The 16,789-nt window shown below is 53.5% G+C and carries 15 protein-coding genes and 1 pseudogene; 8 read left to right on the forward strand and 8 right to left on the reverse strand.

Annotated features, from left to right (window positions below; all coding sequences use genetic code 11):
* Positions 1-251 precede the first annotated feature (251 nt).
* Both ACW17M_RS06925 and ACW17M_RS06930 read left to right on the forward strand, forming a co-directional pair.
* Positions 252-539, forward strand: a pseudogene (locus tag ACW17M_RS06925) (phage integrase N-terminal SAM-like domain-containing protein).
* A gap of 535 nt (positions 540-1,074) precedes the next feature.
* Positions 1,075-2,388 carry a hypothetical protein gene (locus ACW17M_RS06930; protein ID WP_457547102.1) on the forward strand — a complete coding sequence of 438 codons (1,314 nt, stop codon included), beginning with the start codon at positions 1,075-1,077 and terminating at the stop codon, positions 2,386-2,388.
* Positions 2,389-2,392: 4 nt separating this feature from the next.
* Here ACW17M_RS06930 and ACW17M_RS06935 read toward each other — a convergent pair whose 3' ends face one another.
* Positions 2,393-2,914: a zinc ribbon-containing protein gene (locus tag ACW17M_RS06935; protein WP_009286975.1), complete on the reverse strand. Its 522-nt coding sequence runs from the start codon at positions 2,912-2,914 to the stop codon at positions 2,393-2,395.
* 161 nt (positions 2,915-3,075) lie between these two features.
* On the opposite strand from ACW17M_RS06935, the gene leuS reads away from it, so the two are divergent.
* The 6 genes from leuS to ACW17M_RS06965 all read left to right on the forward strand — a co-directional run bounded on the left by leuS (position 3,076) and on the right by ACW17M_RS06965 (position 10,147).
* The gene (leuS, locus tag ACW17M_RS06940; RefSeq protein ID WP_027957522.1) at positions 3,076-5,661 is read left to right on the forward strand and encodes a leucine--tRNA ligase; all 2,586 of its coding nucleotides are present in this window, start codon (positions 3,076-3,078) and stop codon (positions 5,659-5,661) included.
* The gene (locus ACW17M_RS06945; protein WP_027957523.1) at positions 5,658-6,152 is read left to right on the forward strand and encodes an LPS-assembly lipoprotein LptE; all 495 of its coding nucleotides are present in this window, start codon (positions 5,658-5,660) and stop codon (positions 6,150-6,152) included. The genes leuS and ACW17M_RS06945 overlap by 4 nt, the downstream gene beginning before the upstream one ends.
* Positions 6,149-7,216: a DNA polymerase III subunit delta gene (gene holA, locus ACW17M_RS06950; RefSeq protein WP_027957524.1), complete on the forward strand. Its 1,068-nt coding sequence runs from the start codon at positions 6,149-6,151 to the stop codon at positions 7,214-7,216. The genes ACW17M_RS06945 and holA overlap by 4 nt, the downstream gene beginning before the upstream one ends.
* A gap of 86 nt (positions 7,217-7,302) precedes the next feature.
* Positions 7,303-7,701 (forward strand): PA2779 family protein, encoded by a 399-nt coding sequence (locus ACW17M_RS06955; protein ID WP_009286979.1) that lies wholly within the window; start codon positions 7,303-7,305, stop codon positions 7,699-7,701.
* 13 nt (positions 7,702-7,714) lie between these two features.
* On the forward strand, positions 7,715-8,653 hold the full coding sequence (locus tag ACW17M_RS06960; protein WP_457547103.1) for a PA2778 family cysteine peptidase: 939 nt from the start codon (positions 7,715-7,717) through the stop codon (positions 8,651-8,653).
* A gap of 255 nt (positions 8,654-8,908) precedes the next feature.
* Positions 8,909-10,147: a GGDEF domain-containing protein gene (locus tag ACW17M_RS06965; protein ID WP_457547104.1), complete on the forward strand. Its 1,239-nt coding sequence runs from the start codon at positions 8,909-8,911 to the stop codon at positions 10,145-10,147.
* A gap of 63 nt (positions 10,148-10,210) precedes the next feature.
* Here ACW17M_RS06965 and sthA read toward each other — a convergent pair whose 3' ends face one another.
* The 7 genes from sthA to ACW17M_RS07000 all read right to left on the reverse strand — a co-directional run bounded on the left by sthA (position 10,211) and on the right by ACW17M_RS07000 (position 16,789).
* Positions 10,211-11,602: a Si-specific NAD(P)(+) transhydrogenase gene (gene sthA, locus ACW17M_RS06970; protein WP_457547105.1), complete on the reverse strand. Its 1,392-nt coding sequence runs from the start codon at positions 11,600-11,602 to the stop codon at positions 10,211-10,213.
* Positions 11,603-11,662: 60 nt separating this feature from the next.
* Positions 11,663-11,917 (reverse strand): (Na+)-NQR maturation NqrM, encoded by a 255-nt coding sequence (gene nqrM, locus ACW17M_RS06975; protein WP_022523176.1) that lies wholly within the window; start codon positions 11,915-11,917, stop codon positions 11,663-11,665.
* Positions 11,918-12,149: 232 nt separating this feature from the next.
* Complete coding sequence (gene nqrF, locus ACW17M_RS06980) at positions 12,150-13,382, reverse strand: NADH:ubiquinone reductase (Na(+)-transporting) subunit F (protein WP_009286983.1); 1,233 nt, start codon at positions 13,380-13,382, stop codon at positions 12,150-12,152.
* A 72-nt stretch (positions 13,383-13,454) separates the two neighbouring features.
* Positions 13,455-14,072 carry an NADH:ubiquinone reductase (Na(+)-transporting) subunit E gene (gene nqrE / locus ACW17M_RS06985; protein WP_009286984.1) on the reverse strand — a complete coding sequence of 206 codons (618 nt, stop codon included), beginning with the start codon at positions 14,070-14,072 and terminating at the stop codon, positions 13,455-13,457.
* 1 nt (position 14,073) lies between these two features.
* Positions 14,074-14,742 carry an NADH:ubiquinone reductase (Na(+)-transporting) subunit D gene (locus ACW17M_RS06990; RefSeq protein ID WP_009286985.1) on the reverse strand — a complete coding sequence of 223 codons (669 nt, stop codon included), beginning with the start codon at positions 14,740-14,742 and terminating at the stop codon, positions 14,074-14,076.
* Between the two features lie 2 nt (positions 14,743-14,744).
* Entirely contained in the window at positions 14,745-15,566 is an 822-nt protein-coding gene (locus ACW17M_RS06995; RefSeq protein ID WP_009286986.1) for a Na(+)-translocating NADH-quinone reductase subunit C, read from the reverse strand.
* A complete protein-coding gene (locus tag ACW17M_RS07000; RefSeq protein WP_022523175.1) occupies positions 15,566-16,789 on the reverse strand; it encodes an NADH:ubiquinone reductase (Na(+)-transporting) subunit B in 1,224 nt (407 codons plus the stop codon). The genes ACW17M_RS06995 and ACW17M_RS07000 overlap by 1 nt, the downstream gene beginning before the upstream one ends.

Below are 16,789 nucleotides of genomic sequence, written 5' to 3' on the forward strand. Positions count from 1 at the left end.
TTCTCCTGAAAACTAACAGGTATTAGACGTCGCGTCCTATGATTGGATGAACGCGACAGCATGTTTACTTAGCAAATGTAGCCTACCTTTTCGCGCATAACCACATGATTTTAAATTAAATTAATATTAATTCGGCTGCATTAGCAGAATTCGCACTCTTGCGCATTTTGCAAACCCCAACAGCACTGTATACATATCCACCACCAGGAGACAGACACCAAATGGATATGCAAAGCAGGCCTCCGAAACTAATGGATCGTGTGAAAGCTGTTATGCGGGTAAAGCGCTATAGCCCGCGTACTGAAAAAATATACTGTTACTGGATACGTTACTTCATTCGTTATCATGGGGTGCGACACCCTGCCAGTATTGACCTTTCAGAAGTCTAGGCATTTCTAGAGCACCCTGCCGTAGAGCGATATGTGGCTGCAGCTACACAAAACCAAGTGCTTAATGCTTTAGTATTTCTGTATCGCCATATCCTTGATATGCCATTGGGTGATCTTGGTACCTTTTCACAAGCTAAACGCCCGCGTTGATTACCTGTCGTGCTTTCTCACGAAGAGGTTATGCGCTTGTTAAATCAATTTTATGGGCCTATGAATTTGATAGTCATCCCCTGACCTGAGGAAGGAATTTGCCGGTGTGAGCTGCCCTTTAGGCTAATGAGCTAAAACGAAACCACGCTACCGCCAAGGCGCACCTGGGTTACGATAAAACGCTCCAGTGACGACCGAATCTGACTAATTAATCATACCTTATTCATAAATTTGGGTTAGGTCACGTATCGATGAAAAAAAGTGTTTCCTCTCTGAGGGTAACGGCTCGTTAGTTGCATGGATCTGGCATCGCTTCGCGATGCTCCCGCGGGTGCCTCATTTGCTCGTTCCTCGCATATTCGTTACCACGCGCTACAAGGTTGCTTTCTTACATTTCAGTAACACCGCCAGCATTACGGCTTAATCTTCGCGCGCTGAAGCTCCCTCCCACAATGTTGAGTGGCTGTGGCGCTGTTGCCGCTGGCCTTCCTTTGCAAATCCGATTAGCCTGCTAATTCACTATTAAGGGTTTGGCATGCAAGAGACGACTTCTCGGCAGCGCTTGGCGGGCGTGCTGATTTTGCTTGGATTGATCGCACAAATTATTGGTTTTACCGGCTGGTTGAGCGCCGCGAATGCGGTGAGCTATTTGCTGTGGGCGGCGGTTGTGTTGCTGTGGCGGGATATTCCTAAGCGTTCGCGTATACAGGCGGGCGTGCTGATTGCGCTGGGCGCTGGCATGCTGCTGGTGGCGCGGTTTGTGTATGGCGCCGAGGTGGATTGGCCCGCTATGTTGCAGGGCAATTCGTTTGTGGCGGCGATGCTGGTGGGCGTTAGTTTTATTTCGCTGATTGGTAAGCAAGGCAACAAGGGCGCGACAGGCAGCCGAGTGACTGGGGCGGGCGGTATTTTACGCACCTGGCTGGGGGTGCACTTTCTGGGCACGATTTTAAATCTGTCTACCGTATTTATGGTGGGCGATAAGCTGGCTCGGCGTGGGCCGCTCACTACGCCGCAGCTGTTGGCGCTTAACCGCGGGCTCTCTAGCGCGGCGCTGTGGTCGCCTTTTTTTGCCTCCATGGGCGTAGTGATCGCGCTGGTGCCCGACGTTGAGTACGCGCAAATTGCCGTGGTGGGTTTTCCCATGGCGATGCTGTCGGGGCTGTTAACCACGCTGGAGCTGCGGCGCCGGTTTGATCTCAGCGAGGTGGATGGCTACTCACTGGCACCACGTAGCCTATTGATGCCGGTAGGTATGGCAGCGTTGGTGATGCTTTTTCACTTTGTGCTCACCCCTACCCTTACCATTGTCAGCATTATTACCTTTCTGCTGCCCAGCGTGGCGGTATTGAGCAACCTACCCCATGGGCCCCGTTTTACCCTGCGACGCATTCGCCAGCACACCACCACGCGACTACCCGCCATGCGCGGGGAAATTTCGCTGTTTTTAGCCGCGGGACTTTTAACGATTGGTCTTTCAACCCTGGTAACAGCGGCAGCTGGCAGCGACTGGACGCTGTTCACCCGCTTTGGCGCACCTCAGGCGATGCTTAGTTTTGCAGCGATTACCCTGAGCGCACTGGCAGGGCTTCATCCCATTATTGGAGTGTCGGTGCTGGCCTCGATACTGAACTTACAGAACGGTGAGCAAACCGTATTTGCATTTGTGGCATTAACGTCGTGGGCAGTGGGCACCAGCGTGGGCCCGCTTTCAGGGATCAACCTGTCACTGCAGGGGCGCTACGGGGTGAGCGGCTACCGCATGATGAAAAATAACCTGCTCTACGCAGCAGTCATGAGCCTGCTCTCGCTAGGGGCGATCGCAGGCGTCAGCTTACTGGTTACCTAATCGATCAGGTCTCAATGATTTTATTGGGAAAACGGTAGAAGTAGCGATGGCCACACTGATGGCAAGGCTCCAGGCGCGCAACGGTAGGCAGCATCACCTGGGCATCGCAGTGTGTGCAGGCCATTAGGCCAGGCGCCGCCATCTCACCTTCGCAGTAGTCAGCGCGGGCAGCTTCTAAATCTTCTTCGAAGCGCTCGCGCTCGACCACGCTGCGGTCAGCAATCGAAAGCAGCGACTCCGCCACGCGGCGCGAAAGGCCGTCAATGTCGATGCCCAGCCAGCTGGCTACCTGCTTGCCGGTATCTGCCATGTAGTAGCGCATATCTTTCAGGTCACGCTCTACCCAGGCGCGCAGCAGGGCTAGCTCATCTTTGGTGTACTCCTCTAGCTCCGCTTCAAACTCGACCGCGTCGTCCAAATCCTTCTGCAAGTTTTCCCAGGTTAGCTCATTGGCGCCCCCCTGCATCCGCTCTAGCAAGCGCTCATAGCCTTCGCGTAGGCGATTGTCATTCTGCTGTTCACTCATGGTGCCTCTCCTTTTGTCGACGCGTGCAGTTACCTATCATCGGCTTACCGTTCAAGGATACACCCGCATAGGATACAATCGACCTCACTTATCTGACAGATGTCATCTAACATTCACTTTGCGCCCCTTTTGGGCGAATACGCCAAGGCATTAATAAACCGATGGACGCACACTACAGCCCTCGTGATATCGAACGCGACGCCCAGCAGTACTGGGACAAACATCAGTGCTTCAAAGCCGTAGAGGACGCGAACCGCGAGAAGTTCTACTGCCTCTCCATGTTCCCCTACCCCAGCGGCAAGCTGCACATGGGCCACGTGCGTAACTACACTATCGGCGACGTTGTGTCCCGTTTCCAGCGCATGCAGGGTAAAAATGTCATGCAGCCCATGGGCTGGGATGCGTTTGGCATGCCCGCGGAAAACGCCGCCATTCAGAATCAGGTGCCGCCTGCCAAGTGGACCTACCAAAATATCGATTACATGCGCAATCAGTTGAAGGCATTGGGCTTTGCCTATGACTGGAGCCGCGAGTTCGCCACCTGCGATACCAGCTACTACCGCTGGGAGCAGTGGTTCTTCACCAAGCTGGTAGAAAAAGGCTTGGTGTATAAGAAGATGTCGACGGTTAACTGGGATCCCGTGGATCAAACCGTGCTCGCCAATGAGCAAGTTATCGAAGGCCGCGGCTGGCGCTCTGGTGCCTTGGTTGAGCGTAAAGAGATCCCGTTGTGGTTCTTGAAGATTACCGATTACGCCGATGAGCTGCTGGCTGACCTGGATAAAGTGGAGTGGCCAGAACAGGTCAAAACCATGCAGCGCAACTGGATTGGCAAATCCCGCGGTGTCGAGCTGACCTTTGATGTCAAAGGCGCTGATGGCCAAGCCAATGAGCCGCTGGCGGTTTATACCACTCGCCCGGATACGCTGCTGGGCGTTACTTATGTGGCGGTTGCAGCTGGCCACCCGCTGGCCAAGCAAGCGGCCGAGCAGAACAGCGAGCTAGCTGCATTTTGCGATGAGTGCGCCAGGGGGGGCACCTCTGAAGCAGAAATGGCCACCAAAGAGAAAAAAGGCATGCTCACCGGCCATAGGGCGGTTCACCCGCTAACGGGCGATGAAGTGCCCGTTTACGTGGCTAATTTCGTGCTCATGGAGTTTGGTACCGGTGCGGTGATGGCGGTACCTGGCCACGACCAGCGCGACTGGGAGTTTGCCACCAAGTACGGCATTGCCATCAAACCGGTCATCGCCGATGAAAGCGGCCAGCCTGCCGACGTTTCTGAGGCGGCCTACGCCGAATACGGCAAGCTGGTTAATTCAGGTCAGTTTGATGGCCTTGATTTTGAACAAGCCTTTGATGCCATTGCCGCCAAACTGGCGGAGCTTGGTCGTGGCGAAGTCAAAACCAACTACCGCCTGCGCGATTGGGGCGTTGCCCGCCAACGCTACTGGGGCGCGCCAATTCCGGTGAAATACGGCCCGGAAGGTCAAACCGTTCCGCTCACCGATGATGAACTGCCGGTATCGCTACCCATGGAAGTCACCGTAGACGCCTCCGGCTCGCCGCTGAAAAAGATGCCGGCGTTTTCTGACCTGGGCGATGGCTGGACGCGCGAAACCGACACCTTCGACACCTTTATGGAGTCGTCTTGGTACTACGCGCGCTTCTGCTGTGCGGATAACACCGAAGCAATGCTGGATGAGCGCGCCAACTACTGGCTGCCGGTTGACCTCTACATTGGCGGTATCGAGCACGCCATTCTGCACCTGCTGTATGCGCGTTTCTTCCACAAACTGATGCGTGACTTTGGCTTGGTGGATTCCGACGAGCCGTTCCAGCAGCTTCTGACCCAGGGCATGGTCATTGCGGAAACCTTCTACCGCTCTACTGATAACGGTGGCAAGCAGTGGTTTAACCCCGCTGACGTGGAAGTGAAGCGTGATGAGAAAGGCCGCCCGCTGAGCGCTATCCTCATGAGCGACGGCGAGCCGGTGGAAATGGGTGGCATCGAAAAGATGTCCAAATCGAAAAACAACGGCGTTGATCCGCAGTCGATGATCGACAAGTTTGGTGCCGATACCGTACGCCTGTTTATGATGTTTGCCGCCCCCCCCGAGCAGTCCCTGGAGTGGTCGGATTCAGGCGTTGAGGGCGCACACCGCTTCTTGAAGCGCCTATGGCGTCAAGTGAATGAGCACTTGGCAGCGGGCACGCCCGGCACGCTGGACGTCAATGCACTTAACGACGATCAAAAGACGCTGCGCCGGAAAACCCACGAGACTATCAAGAAAGCCAGCGACGACATTGGCCGCCGCACCACTTTCAATACCGCCATTGCTGCGGTGATGGAGCTCTCTAATGCCATCGGTAAGTTCGACGATAGCTCTGAACTTGGCCTGGCGGTTAGCCGTGAAGCGCTGGAAGCCTGCGTACTCTTGCTCTCGCCGATTACGCCGCACCTGTGCCATAGTCTCTGGGAAGCGCTTGGCCATTCAGGCCCGGCCATCGAAGCGACCTGGCCAGTGGTGGATGAATCCGCCCTTACCCGCGACAGCATTGAGCTGGTGGTACAGGTCAACGGTAAACTGCGTGCTCGCCTTGAAGTACCGGCAAGCGCAGATAAGGCGTCTATTGAAAAGCTGGCGATGGAGCATGAAAACGTTCAGCGCTTCCTCGAGGGCAACACCGTACGTAAAGTGATCGTAGTGCCCGGCAAACTGGTTAATATCGTGGTGAGTGGATGAATCGACGCACATTGTTAACCGCTAGCATCGCCGCCTCGGCGGCGGTGCTGCTCAGCGGCTGTGGGTTTCGGCTACGCGGCTCTGAATCGCTGCCTACGCTGCCCCCCCTTGCTTTAGAAGGCGACACCAACAGTGCCGTCGCTCAGCAGATCGCCTCACGTCTTCAGCAGTTAGGCACCCAAGTAGCTGCTGATGCGCCCTGGAGGGTCACGTTGGGCACGCCTGTTTTAACCGAGCGTCGACTCGGCGGTGATGGCAGAGCAAGCCGCGAGCACGAGCTAACGCTTAGCGCCAGACTCTCAGTTCAGGAGCGAGCATCGAATGCCTACCACATCAATAATGAAACGCTGTCGACGGATACCCGCATTCGCGTTAGCGATGACGATCTGCTTAACCGCGAAACGCTAATGATGGAAGCGGAACAGACGCTTGCACGCCAGTTGTCTCAGCAAATCATTGAGCGCCTTACTTACGTTGAGGGCATGCAGTGAAGGTATTTGCTGATCAGCTACCCGCTGCGTTAGCAAAAAAGCTACCCCGCGTAGTGATCGTAGCGGGGGATGAGCCCTTACAGCATCGCGACGCCTGCGATGCTGTAAGGGCCGCAGCTCGCCAGGGTGGTGTCGAGGAGCGTGAAGTACTCGATGTCGAGCCCAATTTTGCCTGGGGTCGCTTGATGGAAATGTCGAGCAACCTCTCGCTGTTTGCAACCAGCAAGCTGCTGGAGTTGCGCTTAGGCAACCACAAGCTGGGTCAAGATGGCAGTAAAGCGTTAGCGCAGTACGCCGAAACCCTGGATAACAGCGATGATGTTCTACTGATTGGTATGGGCAAGCTAGATGCCAAGCAGCAAAAAAGCGCCTGGTTCAAAGCGCTGGATAAGCACGGTTTGTTTGTTCCCGTGTGGCCCGTGGACGCTTCACGCTTGGGCTACTGGCTACGGGATCGTGCTTCACTGCACGGTCTACAAATTGATCTGGAAGCCGCCCGCCTGCTGGGAGAGCGCACCGAAGGCAATCTTTTGGCCGCTGACCAAGAGTTGCAAAAGCTGGCGTTGATTCACCCCCAAGGTACGCGCTTGAACGTGGAAAGTATTGCCCAGGGGGTAGAGGACAGTACCCGCTTTGATGTCTTCAATTTGGCCGATGCCTGCCTGAAAGGCGAACCCAGCCGCGCTTCGCGCATTGTGAATGGCTTACGCAGTGAAGGCGTTGAGGCGCCTATCGTGCTATGGGCACTTAGCCGAGAGCTACGCACGCTACTCTCGCTGCATCAGCACCTGGATCAAGGGCAGAGTTTTGAGCACGCCTGCAAAACCCAAAAGCCGATGATTTTTGATAAGCGCCGCCCCGCTTACCAGAAAGCCATTGGCCGCCTGCCCATGAAGCGCTTACATAAATTGCTATTAATGGCCCAGCGGCTCGACTTAGCCGTCAAGGGGGCAGCAGCGGTGCCACTATGGCCCGGCTTACACGATTTAGCCATGACCATGGCCGGAGGCCGTGGACTGCTGTCAGAATCCGCCTGGACCTATCGCATTAGTGCAAATAATTAGCACTTTGCATATTACGCTTAAAAATCAAACCATTTGTTTCTATACTCATTCCTTACCACCCCGACTAGTCTATAAGGAAGAAGACGATGAAAACATTGCGTGCTTACCTCTCTACCCTACTGATTGCAGCGCTGGTTATTACCAGCTTACCCGTTGCCGCTGCACCCACTGCGCCCCAATCAATGGATTTAGTCTCCACCCAATCTGTTTTGGCAGCTGACCGTGCTGGCGCTGATCGCGAACGGATTAACGAGATCCTGGCCCGCGCCGATGTGCAAGATCAGCTGGTAAAACAGGGTGTTGATCTGGACGAAGTCGAGGCTCGCGTTGCATCACTCAGTGATGCTGAAGCACAGCAAATGGCCGATCAGCTTGAGCAACTGCCAGCCGGTGCCGGCGTTGTAGGCGCTTTATTTGCCGTTTTCATTATTTTGCTGGTAACCGACATTCTCGGCCTAACCGACGTTTACCCGTTTACTCGCTAATACAAGGCCGCTCATGACCTACCTGTTTTCCAACGCCCGCTTTGCGGGCGTTTTTATTATGCTGCTACTGCTCAGCGGCTGTGCGCGTAATCCGGTATTACTGCAAAGCACCTATCAAGCCCTACCGCCCCATACAGAAATCACCAGCGTACCGTTTTACGCCCAAACAGAATTTCAGTGCGGCCCTGCCACGCTGGCAATGGTACTCAATCACCAGGGTGTCGACACCGACGTTGAGGAGCTGATTCCTCAAGTATTTCTGCCCGGACGCGATGGCAGTGTGCAGCCAGAAATGCTGGCAACGGTGAGACGGCATGAGCAGCTCGCGTTTCCTATTCGCGGCACCATGGACGCCCTATTAAACCATTTGGCAGCGGGCGACCCGGTGGTCGTTATGCAGAATTTGTCGCTGCCGATTTATCCAATGTGGCACTACGCTGTGGCCATTGGCTACGATTTGCCCAGTGAAACGCTTATTCTGCGCAGCGGCGAGATTGAGCGCCATACCATGTCGTTCAGCCGTTTCGATGCCACTTGGGCACGCACAGAGCGCTGGGGATTTGTGGTGGCCGAACCAGGTACTTTGCCTACAGGTATTACTGCCCGCAACGCCTTAGAAGCGCTTAGCGCCTACGAAGAGGCCCATGGGCCAAGCGCCACGCTTTCAAGCTGGCAAGCGTTTGCAAAACGCCATCCCACTAACGCTATGGGGCAGTTTGCGTTAGGCAATGCGCTTTACGCAGATCAACAACCCGACAACGCACGCAAGGCGTTTGAACGGGCAACCGAGCTAAATGAAAAAATGGGGGCCGCATGGCTAAACCTGGGTCTTTTACTATTGCAAAACGATGCGCCTGACGCGGCTCGCGAAGCGTTAACGCAAGCGGCTGCGCTTGAAGGGAGCTGGCAGGAAAAAGCGCGCTTAGCCTTGGACTCCTTAAATAACGATTAAATATCAACCAATTAAATAGATACTAATAATAACGAGCACAAGTATGATCCTACAATTAGTAAAGTTGTGGGATGGCAGAAATGGCGGGTGAGTGCTTAAGTTGCATAAGGATGAAGTCTTTAAGCTGTTCATTGGATTACCTAACCATTAACGGAGAGGTGCCATGCAGAACTGCCCTTTGCAACGGATGCACTGTTACGATGATTTCGTTTACTATTCTAACGTGCCTTCGCCAACTCAGCAGTTGGCGAAGGGGTGCACCACCACTGCCAGCTTGCTGATGCCCTCGTGATGTTGCGCCACTTTCTTCGTCAGCCCGGTGGGCGCTTAGCATCCATTTTTGCCGTCCTTCTTTGCGCTATGTCCGCAGTAATGGGCAGCTATGTTTACAGTGCGTGCCAAAAAGCTAGCGCCGATTACACCACGCTAGTGAGTGATATTGTTCTAGCCCAACAGGCCACGCCTCAGTTACGGGCCGCATTAGAGGAAGGCAGCCGCCAGCCTAGCAGCGAACACATTAAATACATCGATTATTTTATTTCACTTTCCAAACAGCATTTAAATAACATACAGAGCAGTATTGAACGCCACCGATATCTCATCTCGGACGTTGAATACCTGCATAATCACTTCAGCGAGCTTAACAATCGCCTTTCAGACTTAACCCAGCAGTCACAGCAAGCCCAACAGCGCCCAGAGCTGATTGATCCGTTACAACGGGTTGCCATGGAGGTAGGCGGCGCTCAGGCTTGGCTATACAACCAGCTGCTAGAAGAAGTGCGCGACACCTCTGTTCAGCAACGTTTGGTGATGCAGCGACTCTCGATTGCGGTGAGTGCGCTATTGGTGTTAATGGTCAGCGCTGCAATTACACTCTGCCTAGCGGTTATTCATCTCCACCGTCAGCGCAACGTCATGCATCAGCTAATGCTAACCGATGAACTGACCGGGCTATATAACCGGCGCCATTTGGTCAATATAGCATCCGCTGCGCTTACCCAAGCCCAGCGCGATCGAGCACCGCTTAGCCTGCTGCTGTTAGATCTTGATCACTTCAAGCAAATTAATGATACCTACGGGCACCCAACCGGCGATGAGGTACTTCGCCAGATCAGTAAGCAGCTTCGCGAGCTTAGCCGTCCATCGGATACATTAGCGAGGATTGGTGGAGAGGAGTTTTGTTTATTGATGCCCAACACCGCTACCCATGATGCACTTCAGGTAGCAGATCGGCTGCGCCGAGAGGTCGAAGTTAATACGCTGAGCGGTATAGAGCAGCAAACCAACCCGACTATTAGCATTGGCGTGACGACGTGCCAAGTCGGCTCGCTGACGTTTGAGCAGCTTTATTCGTTTGCCGATAAAGCGCTCTATCAAGCTAAAGCACTGGGGCGCAACCGCGTTGAAAAACTGTTGCCCCCCACTGAGCCGTCACCTGATAACAAACCACAAGCTTACGGCCATACGCTTATTCGCGAATCCAGTGACTCTTAAACGTCTACGACAAAGGCAACTTCTCGGATTAGACGCCTGACAAAGCCCTCGCTAAAGCTGTGGCTAGAAAACCCGGTTTAAACCATTCTGCGCAGCCACCCGGTACGCTTCTGCCATGGTCGGGTAATTAAACGTGGTATTTACAAAGTACTTGAGCGTGTTGGCATCGCCCTCTTGCTGCATGATCGCTTGGCCGATATGCAAAATCTCAGACGCCTGGTCGCCAAAACAATGAATACCGAGTATTTCCAGGGAGTCTTGGTGGAACAGAATTTTAAGCATACCCACAGTATCACCGGTAATTTGTGCCCTGGCGGTATCTTTGAAGAAAGCTTTGCCTACTTCATAGGGCACTTTGGCTTCGGTAAGTTCACGCTCATTGGGGCCGAACGAGCTAATCTCAGGGATGGTGTAGATTCCGGTAGGTACATCACTCACAAAGCGATACTCTTTATCGAGCAACTCATTGCACGAGTTCAAGCCTTGGTCGTAAGCCGCGCTCGCCAAACTCGGCCAGCCAATTACATCGCCCGCTGCGTAGATATGGGAAACCGCAGTGCGGTAGTGCTCATCAACGCTTAGCTGACCACGCCCATTGGCGGTTAAGCCAATGTTCTCAAGGCCTAAGCTGTCGGTATTACCGGTTCGCCCATTGGCCCACAAAAATGCATCAGCGCGAATTTTCTTGCCTGACTTGAGACGCACGACGACGCCTGACTCATCGCCCTCAACGCTCTCGTATTCTTCATTATGGCGAACCAGCACACCGTGCTTACGCAAATGGTAGGAGAGTGCATCGCTAATCTCATCGTCCAGGAACGACAGCAGGCTGTCACGGTTATTAATGAGATCAACTTTGACGCCCAAGCCCGAAAAGATCGATGCATATTCACAGCCAATCACCCCGGCGCCAAAAATTACCAGCGTGCGCGGGGTATGCGAGAGGCTTAATATGGTGTCAGAGCAGTAAATACGCGGATGGCGGAAGTTAATATCCGCCGGGCGGTAAGGGCGAGAACCAGTGGCAATCACGATTTTCTTCGCCACCAGTTCTTCCATGCCTTCCTGGCGGTCACGCACCAACAAGGTGTGCTCATCTTTAAATCGGGCGACGCCATGAAACAGATCAATGCGGTTGCGCGCATAGAAGGTGGTACGCATCTCTACCTGTTTATCGATGGTACCCCTTGAGCGTTCCATCACTTTGGGGAAGGAGAACCAGCGCGGCTCACCAATATCGCGGAACATACGGTTGGTGTTGAACGCCATGATCTGTTTCACCTGATGGCGCAGCGCTTTGGAAGGAATGGTACCCCAGTGAGTACAATTGCCACCTACCTGAACCTGCTTCTCAATAATCGCTACACGCTTGCCATGCTTTGCAGCGTTGATAGCAGCGCTTTCTCCTGCAGGCCCCGTACCGATCACCACAACATCGTAATTGTGAACCGCCATGCTCTCTGCGTCCCCTTGCTATTTTTGGTCAATCATCCCGTTGCATACAACGCAGTCTTGTTAGCGACGTGTAGCATCATAGCCCAAATCGGCACCACGGCTTTCATCGCTACGGCGGCGCACACCTCCGCGCTTGCGGTTCTCTTCTTCACAAACCTCATCTTTGCCACCGCAAATATCACAGCCATCTTTCATGCCGATTTGATTCAAACCGCCGCAAGAACCGGCAATTGGTTTGCGGCCCATGATGACGCCCACAGCCATCGCACCCATAATCAGTGCCATGAAACCGAATACCAGTAGCCAAATAGTCATATCAACCTCCCCGCTTCACATTGCTTCGCTTTAAATTATTGGTCTTACCTGACGACAACAGTCGTCGTGATAAGTGCCTCACGGTCATTCATCATTAAAGTGATTATACCTTAGCCAAGCCCCTCTTATCAGCGCGGTGATAAGTCATTCCCTTCACAAGGTTATATAAACAAACGGGGCCAGCCCAAAAGGCCAGCCCCGCTTAACGCTACTATCGACTTACGCCGACCGTTTAGCCACCGAAATCATCCAACAGGATATTTTCCGGCTCAACGCCCATATCAAGCAACAACTTGATAACCGATGCGTTCATCATCGGCGGCCCACACATGTAGTACTCGCAATCTTCAGGTGCTGGGTGATCCTTCAGATAGTTTTCGTACAGCACATTATGGATAAAGCCTGTCGGCCCTTCCCAATTATCTTCCGGCTGAGGATCAGATAGCGCCAGGTGCCACTCAAAGTTAGGGAACTCTTCGGCTAACTGGTCGTACTCTTCGTTGTAGAAGGTTTCACGCCAGGAGCGAGCACCGTACCAGAAGGTAATCTTGCGATCAGACTTCAAGCGCTTCAACTGATCGAAGATGTGACTACGCATCGGTGCCATACCCGCACCACCACCGATAAAGATCATCTCGGCGTCAGTATCACGGGCAAAGAACTCACCGAACGGTCCCATTACGGTGACCTTATCGCCCTCTTTAAGGCTGAAGACATAAGTCGACATCAAGCCAGGCGGATGGTCAGTGCCGGGAGGCGGCGTGGCAATACGGATGTTAAACTTGAGGATACCCTTCTCGTCTGGGTAGTTCGCCATGGAGTATGCGCGAATCACTTCCTCGTTGTTCTTGTGGGAAATTTTGAACATATCAAATTTTTCCCAATCACCCCGATACTCCTCGTCGATATCAAAATCAGAGAACTTGATATCGTAAGGCGGTGCAACGAGCTGTACATAGCCACCGGCGCGGAAGGCGACTTCTTCGCCCTCTGGCAGTTTCAGGTTTAACTCTTTGATAAAGGTGGCAACGTTGGGGTTGGCAATAACCTCACATTCCCACTTCTTCACCCCAAAGACTTCTTCAGGCACTTCGACTTTCATGTCCTGCTTCACAGGTACCTGACAAGAGAGGCGCCAGCCCTCTTTCTTCTCACGCATCGTGAAGTGCGACTCTTCAGTCGGCAGAATAGAGCCGCCGCCCTCTTCAACCCGACACTTACACTGGGCACAAGAACCACCGCCACCGCAGGCGGACGAGAGGAAAATGCCGTTAGCGGCAAGCGTGTTTAGCAGCTTACCACCGGCCTGGGTCTTCAAAGTGTGCTCAGGGTCGCCGTTGACCTCAATGGTCACGTCCCCGCTACTCACAAGCTTGCTGCGCGCTGCCAGAATGATCGCCGTCAAGCTAATAACGATGACCGTGAACATGACAACACCGAGCAAGATGACTGTTGTATCAACCATGTCGGTTTCCTATTGCTGGAGGTTTTCTATTACCCGGCGATGTTTGCCACCGCCGGGAAAAACCGGCTCCGATTAAAGCTGAATGCCCGAGAAGGACATAAAGCCCAACGACATCAGCCCCACGGTGATGAAAGTAATGCCCAGCCCTTGAAGGCCACCCGGCACATCGCTGTACTTCAGCTTTTCACGAATACCCGCCAGGGCGGCAATGGCCAATGCCCAACCGGTGCCCGCGCCAAAGCCATAGACCACGGCTTCGCCAAAGTTATAGCTACGCTCCACCATGAACAGTACGCCACCCAGGATGGCGCAGTTAACGGTAATCAGCGGCAGGAAGACCCCTAGCGCGTTGTAGAGCGACGGTACGTACTTATCAAGGAACATTTCCATGATCTGTACCAGCGCCGCAATGACACCGATGTAGGAGAGCAACCCAAGGAAGGAGAGGTCGATGTTTTCAGCACCGCTAATACCGGTCCAGGTCAGCGCACCTTCCTGTAGCAAGAAGGTATAGACAAGGTTGTTAACCGGCACGGTGACGGTCAATACCACAATCACCGCAATGCCCAAGCCAATCGCTGAGGAGACCTTTTTGGACACCGCCAAGAAAGTACACATCCCCAGGAAGAAGGCCAGTGCCATGTTTTCAACAAACACCGAGGCAACAAAAAGACTCAGATAATGTTCCATGTTACACGGCCTCCTTGGGCTTGGTGTTTTCCTTCATTTTGAACTCATTATCTTCTACTTGCTCAGGGTTAACGGAACGCATTACCCAGATCAGTAGACCGATAATAAAGAACGCTGAAGGCGGTAGTAATAGCAAGCCGTTAGGCACGTACCAGCCACCATTTTGCACGGTCTGGAGGATGGTAATGCCAAATACGCTGCCCGAACCCAGCAGCTCACGGAAGAAACCCACCACCATGAGTACAAAGCCATAGCCTAGGCCGTTACCAATACCGTCTAAAAACGACATGCCCGGCGTATTGGACATCGCAAAGCCTTCAGCGCGGCCCATGACGATACAGTTAGTAATGATCAAACCCACAAATACCGAGAGCTGCTTAGACATCTCATAGGCATACGCCTTGAGAATCTGATCAACCACGATAACCAGCGAGGCAATAATGGTCATCTGCACGATGATACGGATCGAAGAGGGAATATGATTCCTGATCAACGATACGAACAGATTTGAGAATGCCGTTACGAAAATAACCGCCAGCGCCATAACGAGCGATACGCTCATACTGGTGGTTACCGCAAGTGCCGAACAGATCCCCAGAATTTGCAGCGCAATAGGGTTGTTCTGGAAAATCGGCGCTGTTAAAACGCCTTTTGCATTTACGTCCGCCATGATCAGGCCCCCTCAACGTCTTCGAAGTTGGTATCGGTCTCTTCGGCGTCTTCCGGCTCAGTGCCACTGCGGAATTTAGCCAAATAGGGACCGAAAGCTTCTTCGCTCAACCAGAACTGCAGCATGTTAGTCACGCCGTTACTGGTCAGCGTAGCGCCAGATAGCGCATCGACTTCGTATTCGTCACTGGCGCCGCCTTTGGTCAGGTGAATCTCCGGTGAGAGGTCGCCCTCTTCATCGTAAATTTTCTTGCCTTCCCACTGGGCTTGCCAGCGCGGGTTGTTAACTTCTGCGCCCAAACCTGGCGTTTCACTGTGCTCGTAGTAGGTGATACTGACAATAGTATTGCCATCACCCTCTACGGCCAGGAAGCCACGCATCAAGCCCCAAAGCCCCTGACCACGAATCGGCAACACGATCTGTTCCGGATCGTCTTCACTGCCGACCAGATAAACAGTCGCGTAGTTTTCAACCCGTGAAAGGCCCGCGATGTCTTGATCGCCAGAAAGCGTGCGACCCGAGGCCGGGTCACGGGCAGCCTCAAAACTATCGTAGGTATCGGGATCGAACTCATCGGAGTACTCACCCGTATCCAGGTCAACGACCCGTGCGATGATCTCATCGCTAAACACCTCTTCAACGTCCATACCCGGCTCATAAAGCTTGGCAACGTTCAAGATGTTGGTTTTACGGTCGAGTTCCTGGTTAAGCTGCTGCATGGGTCGCAAGGCGACCGCCGCGGTCGAGACAATGACGGAGCACACGATACACAGTGCAAACGCCACAATCAGGACTTTCTTGATGGAGTTGTTACCTTGTGCCATTAGGCAGTCTCCTCGGCCGGTACGGCGGTTCGCTTCACGCGACGCTTGATGTTGGCCTGGACGAAGAAATGGTCAATCAGCGGTGCAAACAGGTTAGCGAACAGAATCGCCAGCATGATGCCTTCCGGGAAAGCCGGGTTCACAACGCGAATCAAAACAGTCATCACACCAATCAGCGCACCAAACAGCAGACGGCCTTGATTGGTCATCGACGCCGACACCGGATCGGTTGCCATGAAGACCATACCGAAAGCGAAACCGCCGATCACCAGATGCCAGTACCACGGCATGGCAAACATTGGGTTGGTATCAGAGCCGATTAGATTAAACAGCGTACTGGTCACCACCATGCCCAGGAGTACCCCCAGCATGATTCGCCAAGAGGCAATTCCCGTCCACAGCAACACAGCGCCGCCGATAAAGATGGCTAGTGTCGAGACCTCCCCGATCGAGCCAGGGATAAAACCGATGAAGGCATCCCACCAGCTAAAGGTGTCGGTCAACGCAGACATACCGTCCTGGAACGCTAGCGAGAGTGCAGTCGCACCAGTATAGCCATCAGCGGCAACCCATACAGAGTCACCAGAGATTTGCGCGGGATAGGCAAAGTAAAGGAATGCACGACCGGTCAGCGCGGGGTTCAAGAAGTTCTTACCCGTGCCGCCGAAGATCTCTTTACCGATCACCACACCAAAGGTGATACCCAAGGCAACCTGCCAAAGGGGAATGGTGGCGGGCAGTACCAGCGCGAAGAGTACGGAAGTGACGAAGAAGCCTTCGTTGACTTCGTGACCGCGCTTGATAGCGAACAGCACCTCCCAGAAACCACCGACCACAAAGGTGACCAGGTAGATAGGTAGGAAGTAGGTAGCGCCAAGGACAAAGTTAGCCCACAGGCTATTCGCATCATGACCGGACGACAGCGTCATCATAATCGCTTCGCGCCAGCCTCCCATAGAGGCATAGCCCGCATCAATTGCCGTGTTGGCCTGCCAACCAGCGCTCCACATGCCGAAAAACATCGCCGGAAAAGTACACATCCACACGGTAATCATGATGCGTTTAAGATCGATACCGTCACGCACATGCGCGGTGGTTTTAGCCACGCTCGGTGGCGTGTAAAAAATAGTATCTACCGCTTCAAACAGCGGATAGAACTTTTCGTACTTTCCGCCTTTGTGGAAATGCGGCTCGATATTTTGGAGTGTCTGTTGAATACCCAT

The organism is Vreelandella sp. 2A-K22 (assembly GCF_054065485.1).